We start from the raw sequence: 17,018 nt of genomic DNA on the forward strand, positions 1-17,018 counted from the left end.
ATGAAAAAAAATAACAACATACCTCTAAAAGCTTTTGCCTTGGGAGTGTTATTTCTCTCTCTCAGTACAATGAGCTTTGCCCAAGAAAAACCTGAAGAAGTGAGGGAATATTATGTTTCATCCCTGATAAAAATAGCCGATCCGGTTTTAACAGCTTTGAGTAAAGATCAACTTAAAGAAAAAATGCCCATAGAACGATCTCCGGGTGCCTGGGACGATCGCACACACGTAACTTATTTAGAAGCTTTTGGAAGGTTGATGTCCGGTATGGCACCCTGGCTGGAAATTGGGCCAGACGATACGGAAGAAGGGAAATTAAGGGAAAAATATATTGAACTTAGTGTAAAAAGTTTGGAAAATGCGGTAGACCCTGACGCAAAAGATTTTATGAATTTTTCAGAAGACCGTCAGCCTTTGGTTGATGCTGCATTTTTGGCACAGGCGCTACTAAGAGCACCTAATCAATTATGGGGTAATTTAGAGGAGGAGTCAAAAGAGAATGTAATTGAAGCCTTAAAGTCTACCAGGAAGATAAAGCCTTATTACAGCAACTGGTTACTTTTCACCGCAATGGTGGAAGCAGCTTTATTAAAGTTCGATGAGGAGGCAGATATGGTTAGAATGGATTATGCGCTAAACAAACATATGGAATGGTATTTAGGCGATGGAATGTATGGGGACGGACCAAATTTCCACTGGGATTACTATAACAGCTTTGTTATTCAACCAATGATGCTCGATATTCTTAAAACGTTAAATGAGGAAGGAATTGACAAAGAAAAAGATTTAAAGGAAGTAACACGAAGAGCAAGCCGATATGCCGAAATCCAGGAGCGCCTTATTTCTCCTGAAGGTACTTATCCTCCGATAGGACGATCGTTAGCATACAGGTTTGGAGCTTTTCAGGCATTATCCCAAATAGCATTATGGGAAGAACTACCCGAAGAAATTAAACCTGCTCAGGTAAGGTCAGCATTACACGCGGTCATAAAAAAACAAATTGAAGCAGAAGGAACCTTTGATGAAGAAGGATGGCTTAAAGTTGGATTCTATGGAAGTCAGAATAATATTGGCGAAGGCTATATTTCAACCGGAAGCCTTTATTTATGTTCTGAGGCATTTCTAGTATTAGGACTTGAAGAAGATAATGAATTCTGGAGTGCTCCGGCAGCCCCCTGGACACAAAAGAAAATTTGGAGTGGAGAAGCTATTCCTATAGATAAAGCTGAATAAAAATTTATAAAGATAACAGCATGATTAAAATTAAGACTTACTTATTATTAGTTGTTTCAGGGCTACTTATGGCCTGTAATTTTGGAGAAAGCAAGAATTCAGAAGAGAATAATGAAACTACCTCAAATACTGAAGAAAAAGAGATTTTACCAGATTCTAAAGAGGAAGTAGAGGAAATTATACACCGTGTGAATAAGCACTGGCAGGATAAGAATCCTGATCACAGCTGGGCTTTTTGGCACGACGCCGCTTACCATACCGGAAATATTGAAGCCTATAAAGTGACAGGTGAAGAAAGTTATTTAGAGTATTCCAAGGCCTGGGCAGAAGAGAATGAGTGGATGGGCGCCAAATCAGAGGATAAAACTGAATGGAAATATAATTACGGGGAAACCGACGAGCATGTTTTATTTGGGGATTGGCAGATTGCTTTTCAGACCTATATTGATATTTATATGTTAGAAGGAGAAAACGATCCATCGAAAATTAAACGTGCCCGTGAGGTAATGGAGTACCAGATGAATACTTCTGAAAATGATTATTGGTGGTGGGCAGACGGTCTGTACATGGTAATGCCCGTTATGACCAAGCTTTACAAAGTTACCGGGAATGAGGAATATTTAAATAAACTGGATGAATACCTTTCTTATGCCGATAGCATCATGTATGATGAAGAAGCAGGATTATATTATCGTGATGCAAAATATGTTTATCCTGAACATAAAAGTGAAAATGAAAAGAAGGATTTTTGGGCCAGGGGGGATGGTTGGGTATTTGCCGGCTTTGCTAAAGTGCTTCAGGACTTACCTGAAGATGCTAAAAACCGAAAAAAGTATGAAGAACGCTTTAGAACTATGGCTAAGGCTCTAGCTGAAGCGCAACAAGAAGAAGGATACTGGACCAGAAGTATGTTAGACCCAGAGCACGCGCCCGGCCCGGAAACCAGTGGCACCTCTTTCTTTACTTATGGCTTTCTATGGGGAGTAAATAATGGAATTTTAGCTAAAGAAGAATATATGCCAACCATTAAAAAATCCTGGCAATATCTTACTGAAACGGCACTTCAGGAAGATGGCTCTATTGGTTATGTACAGCCTATTGGTGAAAAAGCCATTCCGGGCCAGGTGGTGGATAAAAATTCTACTGCCGATTTTGGAGTAGGGGCTTTTTTACTGGCTGCTTCAGAAATGTATAGGTATGTAAATAACACTCAAAATCCTTAACTATAATATTGAAATGTTTTCAATGGATATTAAAGGAATCTAATTTGTTAGCTAAACTTACAGGAGTTTTCCATTACTCCTGTAAGCTTTTCAAGACTTCTGCCGGTACTTTTAATATACTCCCGTGTCGAATATCTTCAGGAAAGCTAACTTTATCTGAAATATCTTCCCAGTTTTCCAGGTCGTTTGATCGTACTGCACCGAATTCTTTTTCAATATACTTATCAAAGAAAACCAGGTATTCATCCCTTATCTTAACTGAAGTTGGTCCTTCTGCCCAATACTCACCGGTAATAGGTTCACTAGCTTTGCTATAAGGGCCTTTCAGATTGTTGGCGGTAGCAATCCTGATATTTTTCTCAGCAGGTTCACGCGTTTCATCTTTCAGAAACATCACAAACATATCTTCATACTCTTTAATGCTTGCATCAATAACGTTGAAGCCGGGCTCATATAAAATCTTCGTGTCGCTAAAATTTTTAAAATCCTTAGTGCTTACATAATACATTCGGTGATTATAACCGTCGTCGGCATCAATTTGGGTTTCACGAAACTTTCCTTTTATAGTTGTTGCCCAGTAAATGATGTATTCTTCGTTTTCTTCGTCGTAGGTAACTTCGGGCGCCCAGGTATTTCTTGCATTTTCTTCGTGTTCCATTACAGGAATATATTGCTGATCACTCCAATTGATGAGATCTTTAGAAGAAGCATAACCAATTCCTTTTTCGGTCCAGCCAACCGTCCATACCATATGATATTTTCCGTCTCCGCCTTTTATAATACAGGGGTCGCGCATTAGTTTTTCATTCCCTAATTCTGGTTTTAAAAAAGATTTTCCATTATTTAAAGCTTTCCATGTGTAGCCATCATAGCTATAGGCCAAGTGAAGGCCATCTTCGCCATTTCCGGTGAAATAAGAAAAAACCATAGGTTTGTTTTGAATCAGGTGGTGCTGATCCAACCATTTTTCAAGATTGTTTGGCCAAAATGTATTTGTTCCTTTTTTCCCTAATCCGAACCCATGACCGCCATCTTCAAATATGTGCATCTCCACAGGAACGTTATTAGCTTTTAAAGCTTTATAATATTCCAGACTGTTTTCTACCGGAACAGCTTTATCATCGGTAGCGTGCACCAAAAAAGCAGGAGGTGTCTCGGCTGTCACGAGGTTTTCATTCGAAAAATTCTTTATTAGGTCTTCTTTTGCATTTTCTCCTAGTAAACTCTCCTGAGAACCTTTATGGGTTAACTTATCTTCCATTGAAATCACCGGATATATTAGAATACTGAAATCCGGCCTTCCTGAAACTACCTGGTCCTTTTGAACAATTTTTTCATTAAATCTAGTTGAAAGACTCGCCGCCAAATGGCCGCCTGCTGAGAAACCTAAAACCCCTATTTGATCTGGATTGAGGTCCCATTTCCCTGCATTTTTTCTGATAAACCGCATAGCCTGTTGGGCGTCGGCTAGGGGAGCAAGCCTCTTATCTTCCATTATTTCATCAGAAGGAAGCCTGTAGTGTAAAACAAAAGCATTCAGCCCTAACGAATTAGCCCATGTAGCAACTTTTCTCCCCTCTTTTTCTACCGAAAGATGAGAGTAACCTCCCCCGGGAAGAATTAAAATCGAAGCATTATTTGGGTTTTCAGCCTTAAAAATTTTTAATTCTGGGGTAACTACTTTGGAAATCCCGGTAACTACACCGGCCTCATTTTTATTTTCAATTTGTGTATAATCTTCTGCCAAAATTGCCCCCGGAATCTCTCCTTCCCAGATTTCCACAGATTCCTGAGCATAAAAGGTTGGGAAACAAATAAGGTTTAAGAGTATAGCCAAATGGAATACTCTTAAACCCTGTCTGGTTTGATATTTCATAATTTTATTTTTGATAATTCATCAAAATTACTCAATAATTGAGATTTAAATGCTCCGAGGCTTGCCTCGAAGATTAAATAATGGTTCTCATTGAATGCTTCGTGAGCTTCCTCCGAGGTAGTTTACTCCATTTTATAAATTTCGGTACCGGCAAGTAAAAATAATCCCAGTCCATAATCTTCAAAATCTGGTACCTTATCGTAAGAAAGTGGCTGGCCGTCTTTAGGTTCTTTTCCCGTAGATTGAACATACCCTAGAAAACCATTTTCGTGAAGTGCATCGTCGATCATTGCGTTCCAGGCTTTTTCAATTATTGGTGTATATTTTTCTTCATCAAGTAAGCCATTATTAACGCCGTATGTCATACCATACACAAATGATGCTGTACCGGAGAGTTCTTTTCCGCCATAATGATCTTCATCGTGGAGACTCACATTCCAAAAGCCATCTTCACGCTGAACTTTGGCTAAAGCTTCGGCCATAACTTGAAGGTCTTCAATATATTGATCACGATGCTGAGCGTCTTCAGGAATAATATCCAATACTTTTGCCAGGGCTACAATTACCCACCCATTACCACGACTCCAGTAAGAATCTTCTCCGTTTGGTTCGGTATAAGGTGGGTCAAAATCGGCATCTCGCCACCATAATCCATCTTCTGGATTAAACAAACCATTTTCCCCCTCTATATCTCGAGAATACATATACATTTTATGCATTTTTTCAAAATAGCGTTCATCGTTTTCCAAAACTCCTAATTTAGCAAAAACAGGCATTCCCATTTGAATGGCATCAATCCAATCCCAATCTCCATTTTGGGGAGTATGTAAGAACTTCTGCATTGCAGCCCGGGTATTTTTAAGTTTTTCAGGCTTTGGCTCTAATTGGTAAAGATCAATATAGGTCTGGGCAGCACAATAGTCGTCGGCATTTCGGGTTATATTTTTGCTTCTAAATCCCCAGTCGTGAAATTCTGCCCAGTCGAGGGCATAATTATAATAATCTTGTTTTGGATAGATTTCGTGTAATGCCATAAGACCTTCGTAATATACGGCCCTCGTCCATATGTGGCTTGGACGTTCCATATTTGTAACGATAGTTTTTCCAACATCAGGCCATTTTTCCATAAAGTATTTATTGGCCAATTCTATTTGACTTAAGACTTCATCTCTATCTAAATCTATAGATTGTTGAGCAAAGGAACTTGCACTAATAAAAATGACGAGGTAGGCGAGTAAAGAATGTTTTTTCATAATTTAAAAATGTATTTTTTATTAATTATTTGCTTTAGTTTTTATGCAAAGGAGTAAGGGTTAGAGTGTCTAAAAGACCTGAAGGCATAGGATCCCATTTAGTGGCATCAAATTCTTCATAATCTTTATTTACCATATTTATTTCGTGGAAAATTTTCCATTCCTCGCCACGAATTTCCATATCTCTAACGCGATTAGCAGCCAGATTGGTTACTTTAATTTTTATTTTGTTAATTCCTTCAAGAAGATCTCCTGTTTTTAGTTTGAATGGTGCTGCCCAGGCTGTTCCAATGTATTCTTCGTTTATGTAAACTGAAGCACTTTCCCTTACATCTCCCAGGTTAAGCTCCCAATTATCAGCATCAACATCAGGTTTTTCAAAAGTAGTTTCATAAATTCCTGTTCCCGAAAATGCTTCGGCTTTTTCTCCTAAACCGGTCCAGGATTGCATTTCCTCTATTTTCTTTGTTTCAGGGATTTCAGGACCGCCATTTTCAAAAGATAAGGTCCATTTACCTGTAATATCGTAAGATTCTTTTCCAGGTTCATAATAAAACCAGGCTTGTAATTCTTTTTCAAGTCCTGTTTTTATAAAAAATGATTCACCCGATTCTATTTGTACTCTCACCATAGTTCTGCCATTTTCTATTTTAGAATCGGCTTTCCCTGCTTCGCCGGTTAGCGGGTCAAACAGCATTATTTCATCTGAAGTTGTTTGTAGTGGAATATATTGATCTATGGATTTTGAAGTATGGTTTACCAGAAAGTATATTTTGTTGTTACCTAATTTCCTTCTAATGAATTTCAATCCCGTATTTACCAAATCTTCAGGAAGAACATTAACAGTTTTCAGATCTTCTGGAAGGTTATTAAGTTTAGTAATTTCAATGTTGTTTTCATCAATAATTTTTTCTATTCTCGTAGTCCTTTCTTTGTAATTATGATATCCAGGAGCGGTTTCAGGCAAACCGGTAAATACAATATGTGCTCCATTATTTTTTAACTCAATTAATTTTTCTAAAGTTTCTATGGGCATATTTTTACTTGCAGGAACAATTAAACTTTTGAAGCTGCCTCCAGGTAATTTAATTTTACCGCCTTCAGCACTGGCTCTGTGGATAAACCTATCAGAAATAAAATCTGTGGCATATCCATTATCCATTAAATAATTAGTGGTTTCATAAAAAGATGTATCGTGAAGCCATTCATCCAGGGAATGGATTTTTAACTGAAAAAACAGATTTCCTTTATAAAAATTATCCCAAACATCGTGAATGGGCCAATAAAGAAGTGTTTCATTGTCGGCTTCCCCGGCTTGCAACATAGATTGAGAGTTTTCTATATAGGTAAAGAGTTCGGGGGCATCCTGCCAAATAGTATTATTAGGACTAAAGTTTACCGACGCATAAAATTTCCATCCCGGCCATTTTGCGCGGTCAGGAGAATAGGTGGTCCCGTGTAAGAAAATATGATTTATTCCATTTAGGAATAGCTCTTCTACTTCGGGTTTAGCGTGTGAAAGTGCCGTTTTAAAATGATCCCTAAGCCAGGTAAATGTTTCTGAAGAAGTTAATGGTTTGCCGGCAATATGCGCCGCAGAGGATGAAAATTTAAGCATAACAGGATCTGCATCCCCTTCTCTTATATCTTCTTTTTCTCTTCTCAATCCTGGGATATCAAAGGGCATTGAGCCGAAAGTTTCACATTCAGGAATATCGGCCGAAGCATACATATCTATTAAATTTCCCGGGGAACCATGTGCCTGTAATCTTGTTTTTAATCCTTTTTCGTTGGCCCATTCCGTCCACGGAATATTGAAATCTTCCAATAATAAATCGGAAATAGTTTCCCGGTAATCGCTTTTAACCCTATTTCCTTCTTCCGACCTATTATCTTCTAAAAGAAGATGAAGTTTTGTTTTAAGGTTGTAACCTCTTCTAGATTGAAATTCTTCAAAAAAATCAGGAGTAAAATCGGTGGCATATACTTCGTAACTATCGTTAAATACACTTCTGGGTTTATGCGAAATTTTATCAAAAGCTTTATCAAATGGTTGTATGTATTGATTTAAAGCCTCGTGCGAATAATGATCTACAGTAAAGCCTTCTCCTCCCGGGGCCGCTCTTTTAACCTGTTGGCCGGTTTTACCCGTAAACACAGCAATAACTTTATGATCCTGGCCTTTAGATTTCCAATTTATCGAAGCATCTTTTTTTACTTTATGCGTGATGTCTATGTGTTTCCCTTCTTCATTAAAAGCTACTAAATATTTAAGTTTAGCAGTGGTTTGATCTCTTTCGTCTTTAGGTTCAATCTTTTGTTTTAATCGTTCTCCTTTCTTTATTTCGTAAGTTCTTGTTACCAGTTTGGTCGCGGCATGTTCCTGATCTACTTGTGGGCCGCCATAAGGCCATCCCGTTCCTAGAACCATATCAACCCCCATTTCAAGACTATCGGCTGTTTTAATGGTATAATCCAGGATTTCCAGATATTCAGGAGATAAAAAATCTAAATAATTATCCTCTTCTCCTTTCACTCCATAGATAGGTGTGATTTCTACGCCTCCAATTCCTGCTTTATGCAGTTCGATTAGATTTTGCTTTACATTTTTCTTATCAATTGCACTGCCCATCCACCACCAACGGGTCCAGGTTTTAGTGGTTATATCAGCTTTTTGCCAGGTAGTTTCTAGTAGTTGATCATTAGGGTTTTCCTGAGCGTATGTAGGTAAAAGACATAACGCCAAAAGTGGAAGAAAAATAAGTTTATTGAACATTAAGTAAAGTTTAAACCTTGGTGGATTTACTGTATTAAGAACCAATATTAATTTATAAAAATAAATATTAAGCGTTTAGCAGGTATCCTGTGCCGTCCTGTAAAATAGATAATTCATTATGAAAATTTAGCGGTACTTAATTTCAATAATTCATGCAGTAAAAAATACTGAATTATTCGATAGATATTTCTTCTTAAACTAACGTTAAGGAAAGAGCTGTATACCTTTATAATAATTTGCCAGGTCTGTAAAAATTTTATTCAAAATATGTGTAAAACAAGCATTATTGGCAGATAATTTAAATGATTTGTAAAAAAATGCAGTACAGTACAGGATACCTAAGCATAGAAAAGCAAATATATTTGAATGTTAATATTTTGTAAACACATAAACTCAATTAATTATATGAAACATTTAGTACGGAAATTATTGATGTATACAGGATGCATCTTATTTAGTATTCCTGTTTTTGCCCAGGAGAAGGAGGTGACTGGGACAGTTACTGATGAAAATGGCATACCGGTACCAGGAGTAAACGTGGCTATTGAAGGCACAACTAGCGGAACTCAAACAAATTTTGATGGAGTTTATGAGCTAAACGCTTCAGAGGGCGATGTTCTTGTATTTTCTTTTATAGGAATGCAACAAACAGAAGTTACCATTGGAGACGCCACAGAGTATAATATTGTCATGGAGGAAGGAAGTTCTGAGCTTGATGAAGTAGTAGTAGTGGGATATGGAACTCGAAAGAAATCTGATGTTACTGGAGCAGTTGCAAATGTAAGTTCTGAAGAACTTATGACGCAACCTGTTAGTAATGCTTTCCAGGCTTTGCAAGGAAAGGCAGCAGGTGTGGATATTACAAGTAGCGAAAGGCCGGGTACAATTGGTACCGTACGAATACGTGGTAATCGCTCCTTAACAGCAAGTAATGCTCCTCTATATGTGGTAGACGGTATTCCATTATTGTCTGCTTCTTCAATTGAAACTATTAACCCTAGGGATATTGAATCTATTGACGTTCTTAAGGATGCATCAGCTACTGCAGTTTATGGTTCAAGAGGTGCCAATGGTGTTATAATAGTTACTACTAAAAAAGGAAAAGCTGGTCGTCTTACTTTGAATTATTCAGGTACGGTTACCGCTTCAGAGATTGTAGACAGAGCACCGTCAATGAACGCCGCAGATTTTATTGAATTTAGAAGGTCGGCTGCTTATAATCTTGATCCGGAAACTTATGCTAATCCTAATTCCCCTACACTGGAAAATGATACTAATATATTTGACAGTCCTCTCGATGGTCAAACCTCAAGAGACAACGTATTGCAAGGTTGGGAAGGTGGTACCTGGGACCCTTCCAGAGTTACAAATACAGATTGGACAGATTTTGTAACCCAAACCGGAATTTTAAATGAGCATACTATTAGTGCGAGTGGTGGTACTGAAAAAATGAAAGCCTACGCATCTTTAGGATATTTGAATGATAAAGGGACACAAAAAGGCCAGTTTTATGAAAGATATTCTGCAAATGTTAGCACAAATATAAAGCCTGTGGACTGGTTTACCTTAGATGCTAATTTTAATATGTCCTGGAGTGAACAGGATTATGGTTTTTCAACCCTGGGAGGCCGAAGCAGTTCCGGTCCAAATGCAATTTACGGTGCTGCCAAAAACATATACAATATGGCTGTTCCATATGATAGTGACGGGAACCTGGTTATTAACCCGGGTGGTGAATCAACCATATATACCATTATGGACGAATGGGACAAAAGTACCCAGCTATCTGAGACAATGCGTGCCTTAGGAAGTGTGTCTGCGACCTTTGATATTGGAGAAATAATTGATCCATTAGAAGGTTTGAATTATCAGGTGAGATTTGGACCTGATTTTCGATACTGGAGAGAGGGTGTTTACCTTGACAATACATCAGCCCATAGAATTAATTCAGACGGAAGTCCTGGAACTAATTTCGCAAGGTTAAATAATAGAAGAGACCTTTCCTGGACACTGGATAATATTATTACTTATAACAAGACAATAGCAGATAAGCACAATTTTGATGTAACACTATTACAAACAGCATCCTCATGGAATATTGAAAATTCAGGTATGAATGCTAATAATATTCCGAAAGAATCTATGCTATGGTATAACTTTGGGGAGGTAGATATTACCAATTCTGAAAATAGTGCTGATATGTGGTCCGGCCTTAATGAACGCCAACTCAGTTCCTATATGGCGAGATTAAACTACGGTTTTGATGATCGTTACTTATTAACCGTTTCGGGACGTTGGGATGGCGCCTCGCAACTTGGGGAAGGTCGTAAATGGGACTTTTTCCCATCAGCCGCCCTGGCTTGGAAAATAGATCAGGAGGACTTTCTAAAAAATAGTGAACAGATCAATTCCTTAAAACTTCGTTTAGGTGTTGGTACTACGGGAAACTCTGCAGTAGATCCATATGCAACGAAGGGAGATATTACTTCAATCTTTATTCCTTTTAACGGGATGTCTAATCGTATAGGGTATACTACAAATGAACCTTATTATTCAGCTAACCAACTTTCCCTGGCTAATCCTTTACTTGGGTGGGAAAAAACAACACAATATAATTTAGGTGTAGACTTTGGATTTTTTAATAATAGAGTGAACGGGAGCTTTAATGCTTATAGATCATTTACCTCAGATTTATTAATGTCTGTAAATATACCAACCTTAACAGGTTTCCCTTCTACTGTGGCAAACATTGGGCAAACGAATAACCGAGGGGTAGAGCTATCCTTAAACGTGGTTCCAATAGAAACTGAAGAATTTTTCTGGGAGTCTAATATAAATGCCGCCTGGCAAAAGGATGAAATAGATGAACTGGCATATGGGGAAAACGATATGGTGGATAACGAGTGGTTTATTGGAGAATCCATAGGCGTTATATATGGTTTTGATAATGAAGGAGTATGGCAGGATACACCCGAGGATCAGGCCGAAATGGATCTTTGGAATGCTAATGGTTATAATTTCACCCCTGGTAATGTTAGACCAATGGATCAAAATGGGGATTATGATATGACTCAAGAAGACCGTATAATTCTTGGAAATCGTAACCCAAGATGGACCTTAGGCTGGAATAATTCAATAGGATATAAAGGGTTCGAGTTACAGGCATTGATTATTTCGCGTTTAGATTATACAGCTTCAATAGGAGGCCAGACTATGACCGCCAGGGCTAATCAAATTGATGTAGATTACTGGACACCGGATAATCAGGATAGTGAATTTCAAAAACCAATCTTAGGGCAGGCTACTTCAGGCTCCCAGGATCAGTTTTCCGGACTGTTAGGTATTAGGGATGCTGGTTTTGTAAAAATCAGGAATATTTCACTGGGATATAATTTTTCCTCAGAATTTACTTCAAGAATAGGCTTAAGTAATCTTAAAATTTACGCACAAGCTGTCAACCCTGGAAGTATTTATCAGGCAGTAGACTGGTATGATTTCGATGTAAACTCAATGATTTTCAATAGGAGTTTTTCATTAGGTCTTGATATCGGTATTTAAATAAAAATAACCTTAGAGTAATTATATAATTAATACAGATGAAAACAAAAATATTTAAAAATAGTAACAAGATTCTCCTTATCATGGTAGCGTTTGTACTATCTTCTTGTGAAAAGGATTTTCTTGACGAGGAACTAAAAGCTCAATATTCTACGGAGTATTTTGATACAGCTGAAGGTCTTGAGGATTTAACCGTTTCCTTATACGGTAATATTAGATGGCATTTTGGATTTGAATGGGCATATGGCATGACCCTTTATGGAACCGATGAATTTACCAATGCTAATGATCTAACCAATGAAATGTGGAATACCTACGATAGCCGTTTAGGACCTATGGGTGCAAATCCCGATACTGGGGCCGCTAACTGGAATTCTACTTCCCCAGCTGCTTTATGGGATCAAATGTATTATGGTATAGCTTCTGCAAATACCATAATCGCGAATGCAGATATCATTGAAGATGATGTGCAACGAAATCGTAATCTGGCACATGCATATTTTTTAAGAGGATATAATTATTATCGCCTTGCAGCTCAGTATGGAGGAGTAGTATTACAATTAGAGCCTGCTGTAGGAGTAGTACGAAATTTTGAAAGAGCCTCAGATGAAGAAACCTGGGCACAGATTATTTCAGATTTTAGAAATGCTTTTGAACATTTTGAAGGGGAAATCTTTACTTATGGAAAAGGGGTGACCTGGACCAAAGCAACTGCCGGGCATTTTTTAGCAAAGGCATTGCTATTTAGAGCTTCAGAAAGAAATGATGATTGGAATAGTTCTTATATAGATGCAGATTTAGAAGAGGCCGTTCAGGCTACTACCTATGCAATTAATGCAAGAGGAGCCTTAGCTGATAATTATCGAGATCTCTATGCAGATTGGACAGGAGTTGATAGTGAAGCCGAGCAACTTGATGAAATATTAATGGCAGCACCTCATAATGACGATGGTTCAACTACGGGTAGATTTGGAAATCGTACCTATAACTACTTTACGCCGCAATTTTCTGCTTTCTCTGGTGGATGGGTAAGAAGGGGAGTTTGGATTGGTGGAATGGATTTCCAACGATTAAGACCAACTGAATATTCTTACAAGGTTTTTGATCATGTAAATGATTCCAGAATGTGGAAGACTTTTAAAACAGTATATGGTATCAATAACGTGATAGACGATGAATTAGGACTTGAACCTGGAGATCCTGGAATTGTAATGATCCTCAATACTGAAGATGATAATACTTATAATAATTTTACTTTTGGTGCCTCAATTCAAAATCCTGACTGGAGAGATGTAGATGGTCGTTTACCGGAATGGGAATTAGGATCACGTCAAACCGAGACCTCTGGTTCTTTAACAAGTACTCCTGGCCAGTTTGTACCAAACTCTTTGGTATTATACCAAAATGGAGAATATGTTTCTCCACAATTTAAGAGTACTCCAATTTCAAATTTCTTTGCTGGAATTAATAAAACCGATGATGGTTCCCGTTTTGCCGAGAAAGGTGATGCGCACCGGGATGTAACTATGGCGAGATTGGCAGAAACTTATCTTATTAGAGCAGAAGCCTACGTTCGTCAAGGACAGTATGGAAGTGCTATGGATGATATTAACACCGTTAGAAATAGAGCAGAATGGAATGAAGGGGAAAATAGATCATACTATGTTGATGGTTCTCAGGCTTTTGAAAATAATGCTCTTAACACGGGTAGTGCCGCTGATAATTATATTAATTCAAATCTTGATATGAACACCTATTATTTGTCTAATCCTGATTTGGAAGTTACCACTGCAGCATCAGATTTAACCTTAACTTCTTTTCCGGATAACCTCCCTGAAGAGGATGAAGAAATTTTGTCAGAATTAGGTGTTTCTGGATCTTATGAGCGGGCTTTACACTTTATTCTTAATGAACGTACTCGTGAATTACTGGGAGAATGGCAACGATGGGAAACGCTCTCCAGAACAGGAACATTAATTCAGCGTACTACAACTTTTAATGAGGAGGCCACAGATATTACGCCTAATAAACATGAACTTCGTCCCATTCCACAATCTTTCATAGATGGATTGTTGAACGAGGATGGATCCAACCTGGCTCCAGATGTACAGGATTCCTGGCAAAATCCCGGTTATTAAAATTTAAATATTTTTAAAAACAATGCCAAACGCTATTATTTATAATAGCGTTTGTTTTATAACTTAAAAATGAACTTTACTAAAATTATAGTCTGTCCAGCTCTTTTGATTTTATTGTTGAATATAGATGCTATTGGCCAGACTGGTATTGGAGACTTCGAAGAAATTTCTTCTACAAACGATAATACAGTTGAATTAGCCACTACAATGGGTAGGGTGCAGATACAGTTCTGTACCCCTTCCATTGTGCGTTTTAGAACAAGCTGGAATAATAGCTTTGAAGAGGATGAGCATTTAATGGTAAACCGTTATGATTGGCCTGAAACCGAATATGAATCTGAAGAAGATGAAGGATCCCTAATTTTTACAACTGAAGCTTTGAAAGTTCAAATTCAAAAGAAACCTTTTGCTATTGAAATTTTTAATAAAGAAGGAGAACTTCTGAATTCTGAAAAATCAGATAATAATAAGTTAGGTGCATTTTCCACTGAGGAAAAAATTGGCGCAAAAAAGCAGCTTAATCCGGAAGAACATTTCTTTGGTTTTGGTGAACGTATGGACTTTTTAGATCGCAGAGGGAAAAAGGTCTCTCTTGATGTAGGGAGAGGATTAGGAAAACCTCATATTATTGGAGCTTATAACGTTCTAGAAGCTAATTATGCACCGGTTCCATTTTTTATGAGTACAAAGGGTTATGGAATTTTCTTCCATAATTCATATAAAACTACCTGGGATATGGGACTTTCAGATAATAAAAGTTACTCTTTTGAAGCTGCGGGCGGCGAATTGGATTATTACTTTATTTACGGTCCTAAATTTCCGAAAATTCTAGATGGGTATACTTCAATAACCGGGAAATCACCATTACTTCCAAAGTTTGCTTTAGGATTACACGTGGGTACTTATAGCGGAGGAACCTGGGGACATGAAGAAAAAACCTCCGAGAATTACCCGGTTGCTCTTGTTAAAAAATTCCGGGAATTGGAGATTCCAATAGATATTCTTCATTTAGATTCTACCTGGAGAATATTTGGTGAAAACGGCGGAAGTGGCGCAACCACTTTTGAATGGCGGGAAACTTTTGATAATACCGAGCAAATGTTTGACAGCATCTATGATATGAATATTAATATGATGGGATTACATGTGCGTCCTCGTTTTGACAATGGAAATAAATTAAGATTATTAGATGAAGCAAGGGAAGCAGGCCACGTTTATCCTGAAGATGATAACCCTGGAGAGTTTGTGAACTTCTTTGATGAGGAAAGTGTTGATTGGTGGTGGGAGAACGGAGCAATGAATGTTGTAAAGGAAGGTGCTATGTTCTTTAAAACCGATGAAGGAAGTGCATTTGGAAGAAAAGCTAACGAAAGTAACAAAACCGGCCCCCAGGGTAAGGAAATTGAATCTTTACATAATTTATTTCCACTGGCTTATGCAAAAGCCGCTTTTACTAAATTCCAGGAACATAATAATATGCGTGGTATGAACCATACCCGTGAAGGTTATGCAGGTATACAACGCTACCCTTTTATTTGGGCCGGAGACTGGCCAAGTGAATGGCAGTATTTTGAGCCGGTGATAAAAGCCGGACTTAATATTGGGATTTCGGGAGTAGGCTATTGGAGCCATAATATGGGCGGTTTTGAACACGTAGCCGACCCCGAACTCTATATCCGTTGGGTGCAATTTGGGATGATGAGTCCTATAGCGCATCTATTCGGGATGGAACATCCTAATTATAAGGAACCCTGGAACTATGGGGAAGAAGCGCAGAAAATCTTTAAACAATACGATGAGCTACGTTATAGCCTGATTCCCTATTTATACAGCAATTCCTATGAAATGCATAAAACCGGAATGCCACTTATGCGTGCCTTGGTTTTAGAGTACCAGGATGATCCAAATGTTTATGAAATTACAGATCAATATCTGCTTGGAGGCGATTTATTAATCTGTCCGGTTACAACTAAAGATGCCAAAACCAAAACAGTCTATCTTCCTGAAGGAAAATGGATAAATTACTGGACAGGAGAAAAATTTGAAGGCAAACAATATCTAAATGTACTTACGCCCATAGAAGAGATGCCAATTTTTGTAAAAGCCGGTGCCATAATTCCAACTCAGGAAATAGTACATTATGTAGGTGAAAAGGAAATAGATGAAATTATACTGGATGTCTACCCAGAAGGAAATTCTTCCTTTAAACTTTATGATGATGATGGAGAAAGTCTCGATTATCAAAACGGTGAGTTTAGTATTTCAGAAATAAACGTACAAGAAGATGAAAATCAATTAGTACTTGAAATTAAGCCACCGCAAGGAGAATTTGAAGTAAACCCTCGCAGCTATAAAATACTGATTCATTCAGAGCAAGAATTTTCAGATATAAAAATCAATGATTCTGAAGATGAAGATCTAATCACTTACGATGATAAAGTTGTAGAAATTCTGCCGCGGGAAAAAAGTGACAAAAAGATAAAGGTAGTTTTAATTAAAAAGAAAAAAACTAAATCCAGCTGACTTCACTAGAAAAAAATTTGAAGAAAGCGCACTTCCATCATGAAAAGAATTTATTTTTAGAGAATTGTTTTAACTAAGAAGATGAAGTTAAACTAACGTACTTATTATGAGTTTGAGAGCTTTTAAAATGAAATTATTGCGAGGTTTTGAAGCTGAATATAAGAGAAGGCACGATGAGATATGGCCAGAACTCAGCAAACTTCTTTCAGAAAGAGGAATTTATGACTATAATATATTCCTGGATGAAGAAACTCATATTCTTTTTGCGGTTCAAAAAGTGAAAAATGAAAAGGATTTAACCGGTTTAAGAGAAGAACCTATTTTGCAAAAATGGTGGGATTATATGAGTGATATTATGGAAACAAATCCTGATAATTCCCCTGTGGAAAAACCTTTGGAAAGGGTTTTTCATATGGACTAGAAAAAAGAATTCGATAG

The 17,018-nt window shown here is 37.7% G+C and carries 9 protein-coding genes; 6 read left to right on the top strand and 3 right to left on the bottom strand.

Going from position 1 to position 17,018, the window contains the following annotated elements; translation table 11 throughout:
- Together B5X53_RS05775 and B5X53_RS05780 are read left to right on the top strand one after the other, a co-directional pair.
- On the top strand, nt 1–1,233 hold the full coding sequence (locus B5X53_RS05775; protein ID WP_079712292.1) for a DUF2264 domain-containing protein: 1,233 nt from the start codon (nt 1–3) through the stop codon (nt 1,231–1,233).
- Nucleotides 1,234–1,253: 20 nt separating this feature from the next.
- Complete coding sequence (locus B5X53_RS05780) at nt 1,254–2,456, top strand: glycoside hydrolase family 88/105 protein (RefSeq protein WP_232764134.1); 1,203 nt, start codon at nt 1,254–1,256, stop codon at nt 2,454–2,456.
- A 73-nt stretch (nt 2,457–2,529) separates the two neighbouring features.
- On the opposite strand, the gene B5X53_RS05785 is transcribed toward B5X53_RS05780, so the two are convergent.
- From B5X53_RS05785 to B5X53_RS05795, 3 genes are all read right to left on the bottom strand, one after another.
- A complete protein-coding gene (locus tag B5X53_RS05785; protein WP_079712293.1) occupies nt 2,530–4,332 on the bottom strand; it encodes an alpha/beta hydrolase fold domain-containing protein in 1,803 nt (600 codons plus the stop codon).
- Between the two features lie 122 nt (nt 4,333–4,454).
- Nucleotides 4,455–5,585: a glycoside hydrolase family 88/105 protein gene (locus B5X53_RS05790; RefSeq protein ID WP_079712294.1), complete on the bottom strand. Its 1,131-nt coding sequence runs from the start codon at nt 5,583–5,585 to the stop codon at nt 4,455–4,457.
- A 34-nt stretch (nt 5,586–5,619) separates the two neighbouring features.
- The gene (locus tag B5X53_RS05795) at nt 5,620–8,361 is read right to left on the bottom strand and encodes a glycosyl hydrolase (RefSeq protein WP_079712295.1); all 2,742 of its coding nucleotides are present in this window, start codon (nt 8,359–8,361) and stop codon (nt 5,620–5,622) included.
- A 405-nt stretch (nt 8,362–8,766) separates the two neighbouring features.
- Between B5X53_RS05795 and B5X53_RS05800 the strand changes: the two genes are divergently transcribed.
- The 4 genes from B5X53_RS05800 to rhaM all read left to right on the top strand — a co-directional run bounded on the left by B5X53_RS05800 (nt 8,767) and on the right by rhaM (nt 17,001).
- A complete protein-coding gene (locus tag B5X53_RS05800) occupies nt 8,767–11,919 on the top strand; it encodes a SusC/RagA family TonB-linked outer membrane protein (protein WP_101023103.1) in 3,153 nt (1,050 codons plus the stop codon).
- 38 nt (nt 11,920–11,957) lie between these two features.
- Nucleotides 11,958–14,057, top strand: coding sequence for a RagB/SusD family nutrient uptake outer membrane protein (locus B5X53_RS05805; protein WP_079712297.1), 2,100 nt, complete (start codon nt 11,958–11,960; stop codon nt 14,055–14,057).
- A gap of 69 nt (nt 14,058–14,126) precedes the next feature.
- Nucleotides 14,127–16,580 carry a glycoside hydrolase family 31 protein gene (locus B5X53_RS05810; RefSeq protein ID WP_079712298.1) on the top strand — a complete coding sequence of 818 codons (2,454 nt, stop codon included), beginning with the start codon at nt 14,127–14,129 and terminating at the stop codon, nt 16,578–16,580.
- A gap of 106 nt (nt 16,581–16,686) precedes the next feature.
- Nucleotides 16,687–17,001, top strand: coding sequence for an L-rhamnose mutarotase (gene rhaM / locus B5X53_RS05815; RefSeq protein ID WP_079712299.1), 315 nt, complete (start codon nt 16,687–16,689; stop codon nt 16,999–17,001).
- Nucleotides 17,002–17,018 lie beyond the last annotated feature (17 nt).

It is taken from the genome of Salegentibacter salinarum (assembly GCF_900168115.1).
In the GTDB taxonomy this organism is placed as follows: domain Bacteria; phylum Bacteroidota; class Bacteroidia; order Flavobacteriales; family Flavobacteriaceae; genus Salegentibacter; species Salegentibacter salinarum.

Coding starts and splice junctions, on each gene's coding strand:
- B5X53_RS05775 (WP_079712292.1), top strand. CDS start 1: ATGAAAAAAAATAACAACATACCTCTAAAAGCTTTTGCCTTGGGAGTG.
- B5X53_RS05780 (WP_232764134.1), top strand. CDS start 1,254: ATGATTAAAATTAAGACTTACTTATTATTAGTTGTTTCAGGGCTACTT.
- B5X53_RS05785 (WP_079712293.1), bottom strand. CDS start 4,332: ATGAAATATCAAACCAGACAGGGTTTAAGAGTATTCCATTTGGCTATA.
- B5X53_RS05790 (WP_079712294.1), bottom strand. CDS start 5,585: ATGAAAAAACATTCTTTACTCGCCTACCTCGTCATTTTTATTAGTGCA.
- B5X53_RS05795 (WP_079712295.1), bottom strand. CDS start 8,361: ATGTTCAATAAACTTATTTTTCTTCCACTTTTGGCGTTATGTCTTTTA.
- B5X53_RS05800 (WP_101023103.1), top strand. CDS start 8,767: ATGAAACATTTAGTACGGAAATTATTGATGTATACAGGATGCATCTTA.
- B5X53_RS05805 (WP_079712297.1), top strand. CDS start 11,958: ATGAAAACAAAAATATTTAAAAATAGTAACAAGATTCTCCTTATCATG.
- B5X53_RS05810 (WP_079712298.1), top strand. CDS start 14,127: ATGAACTTTACTAAAATTATAGTCTGTCCAGCTCTTTTGATTTTATTG.
- rhaM (WP_079712299.1), top strand. CDS start 16,687: ATGAGTTTGAGAGCTTTTAAAATGAAATTATTGCGAGGTTTTGAAGCT.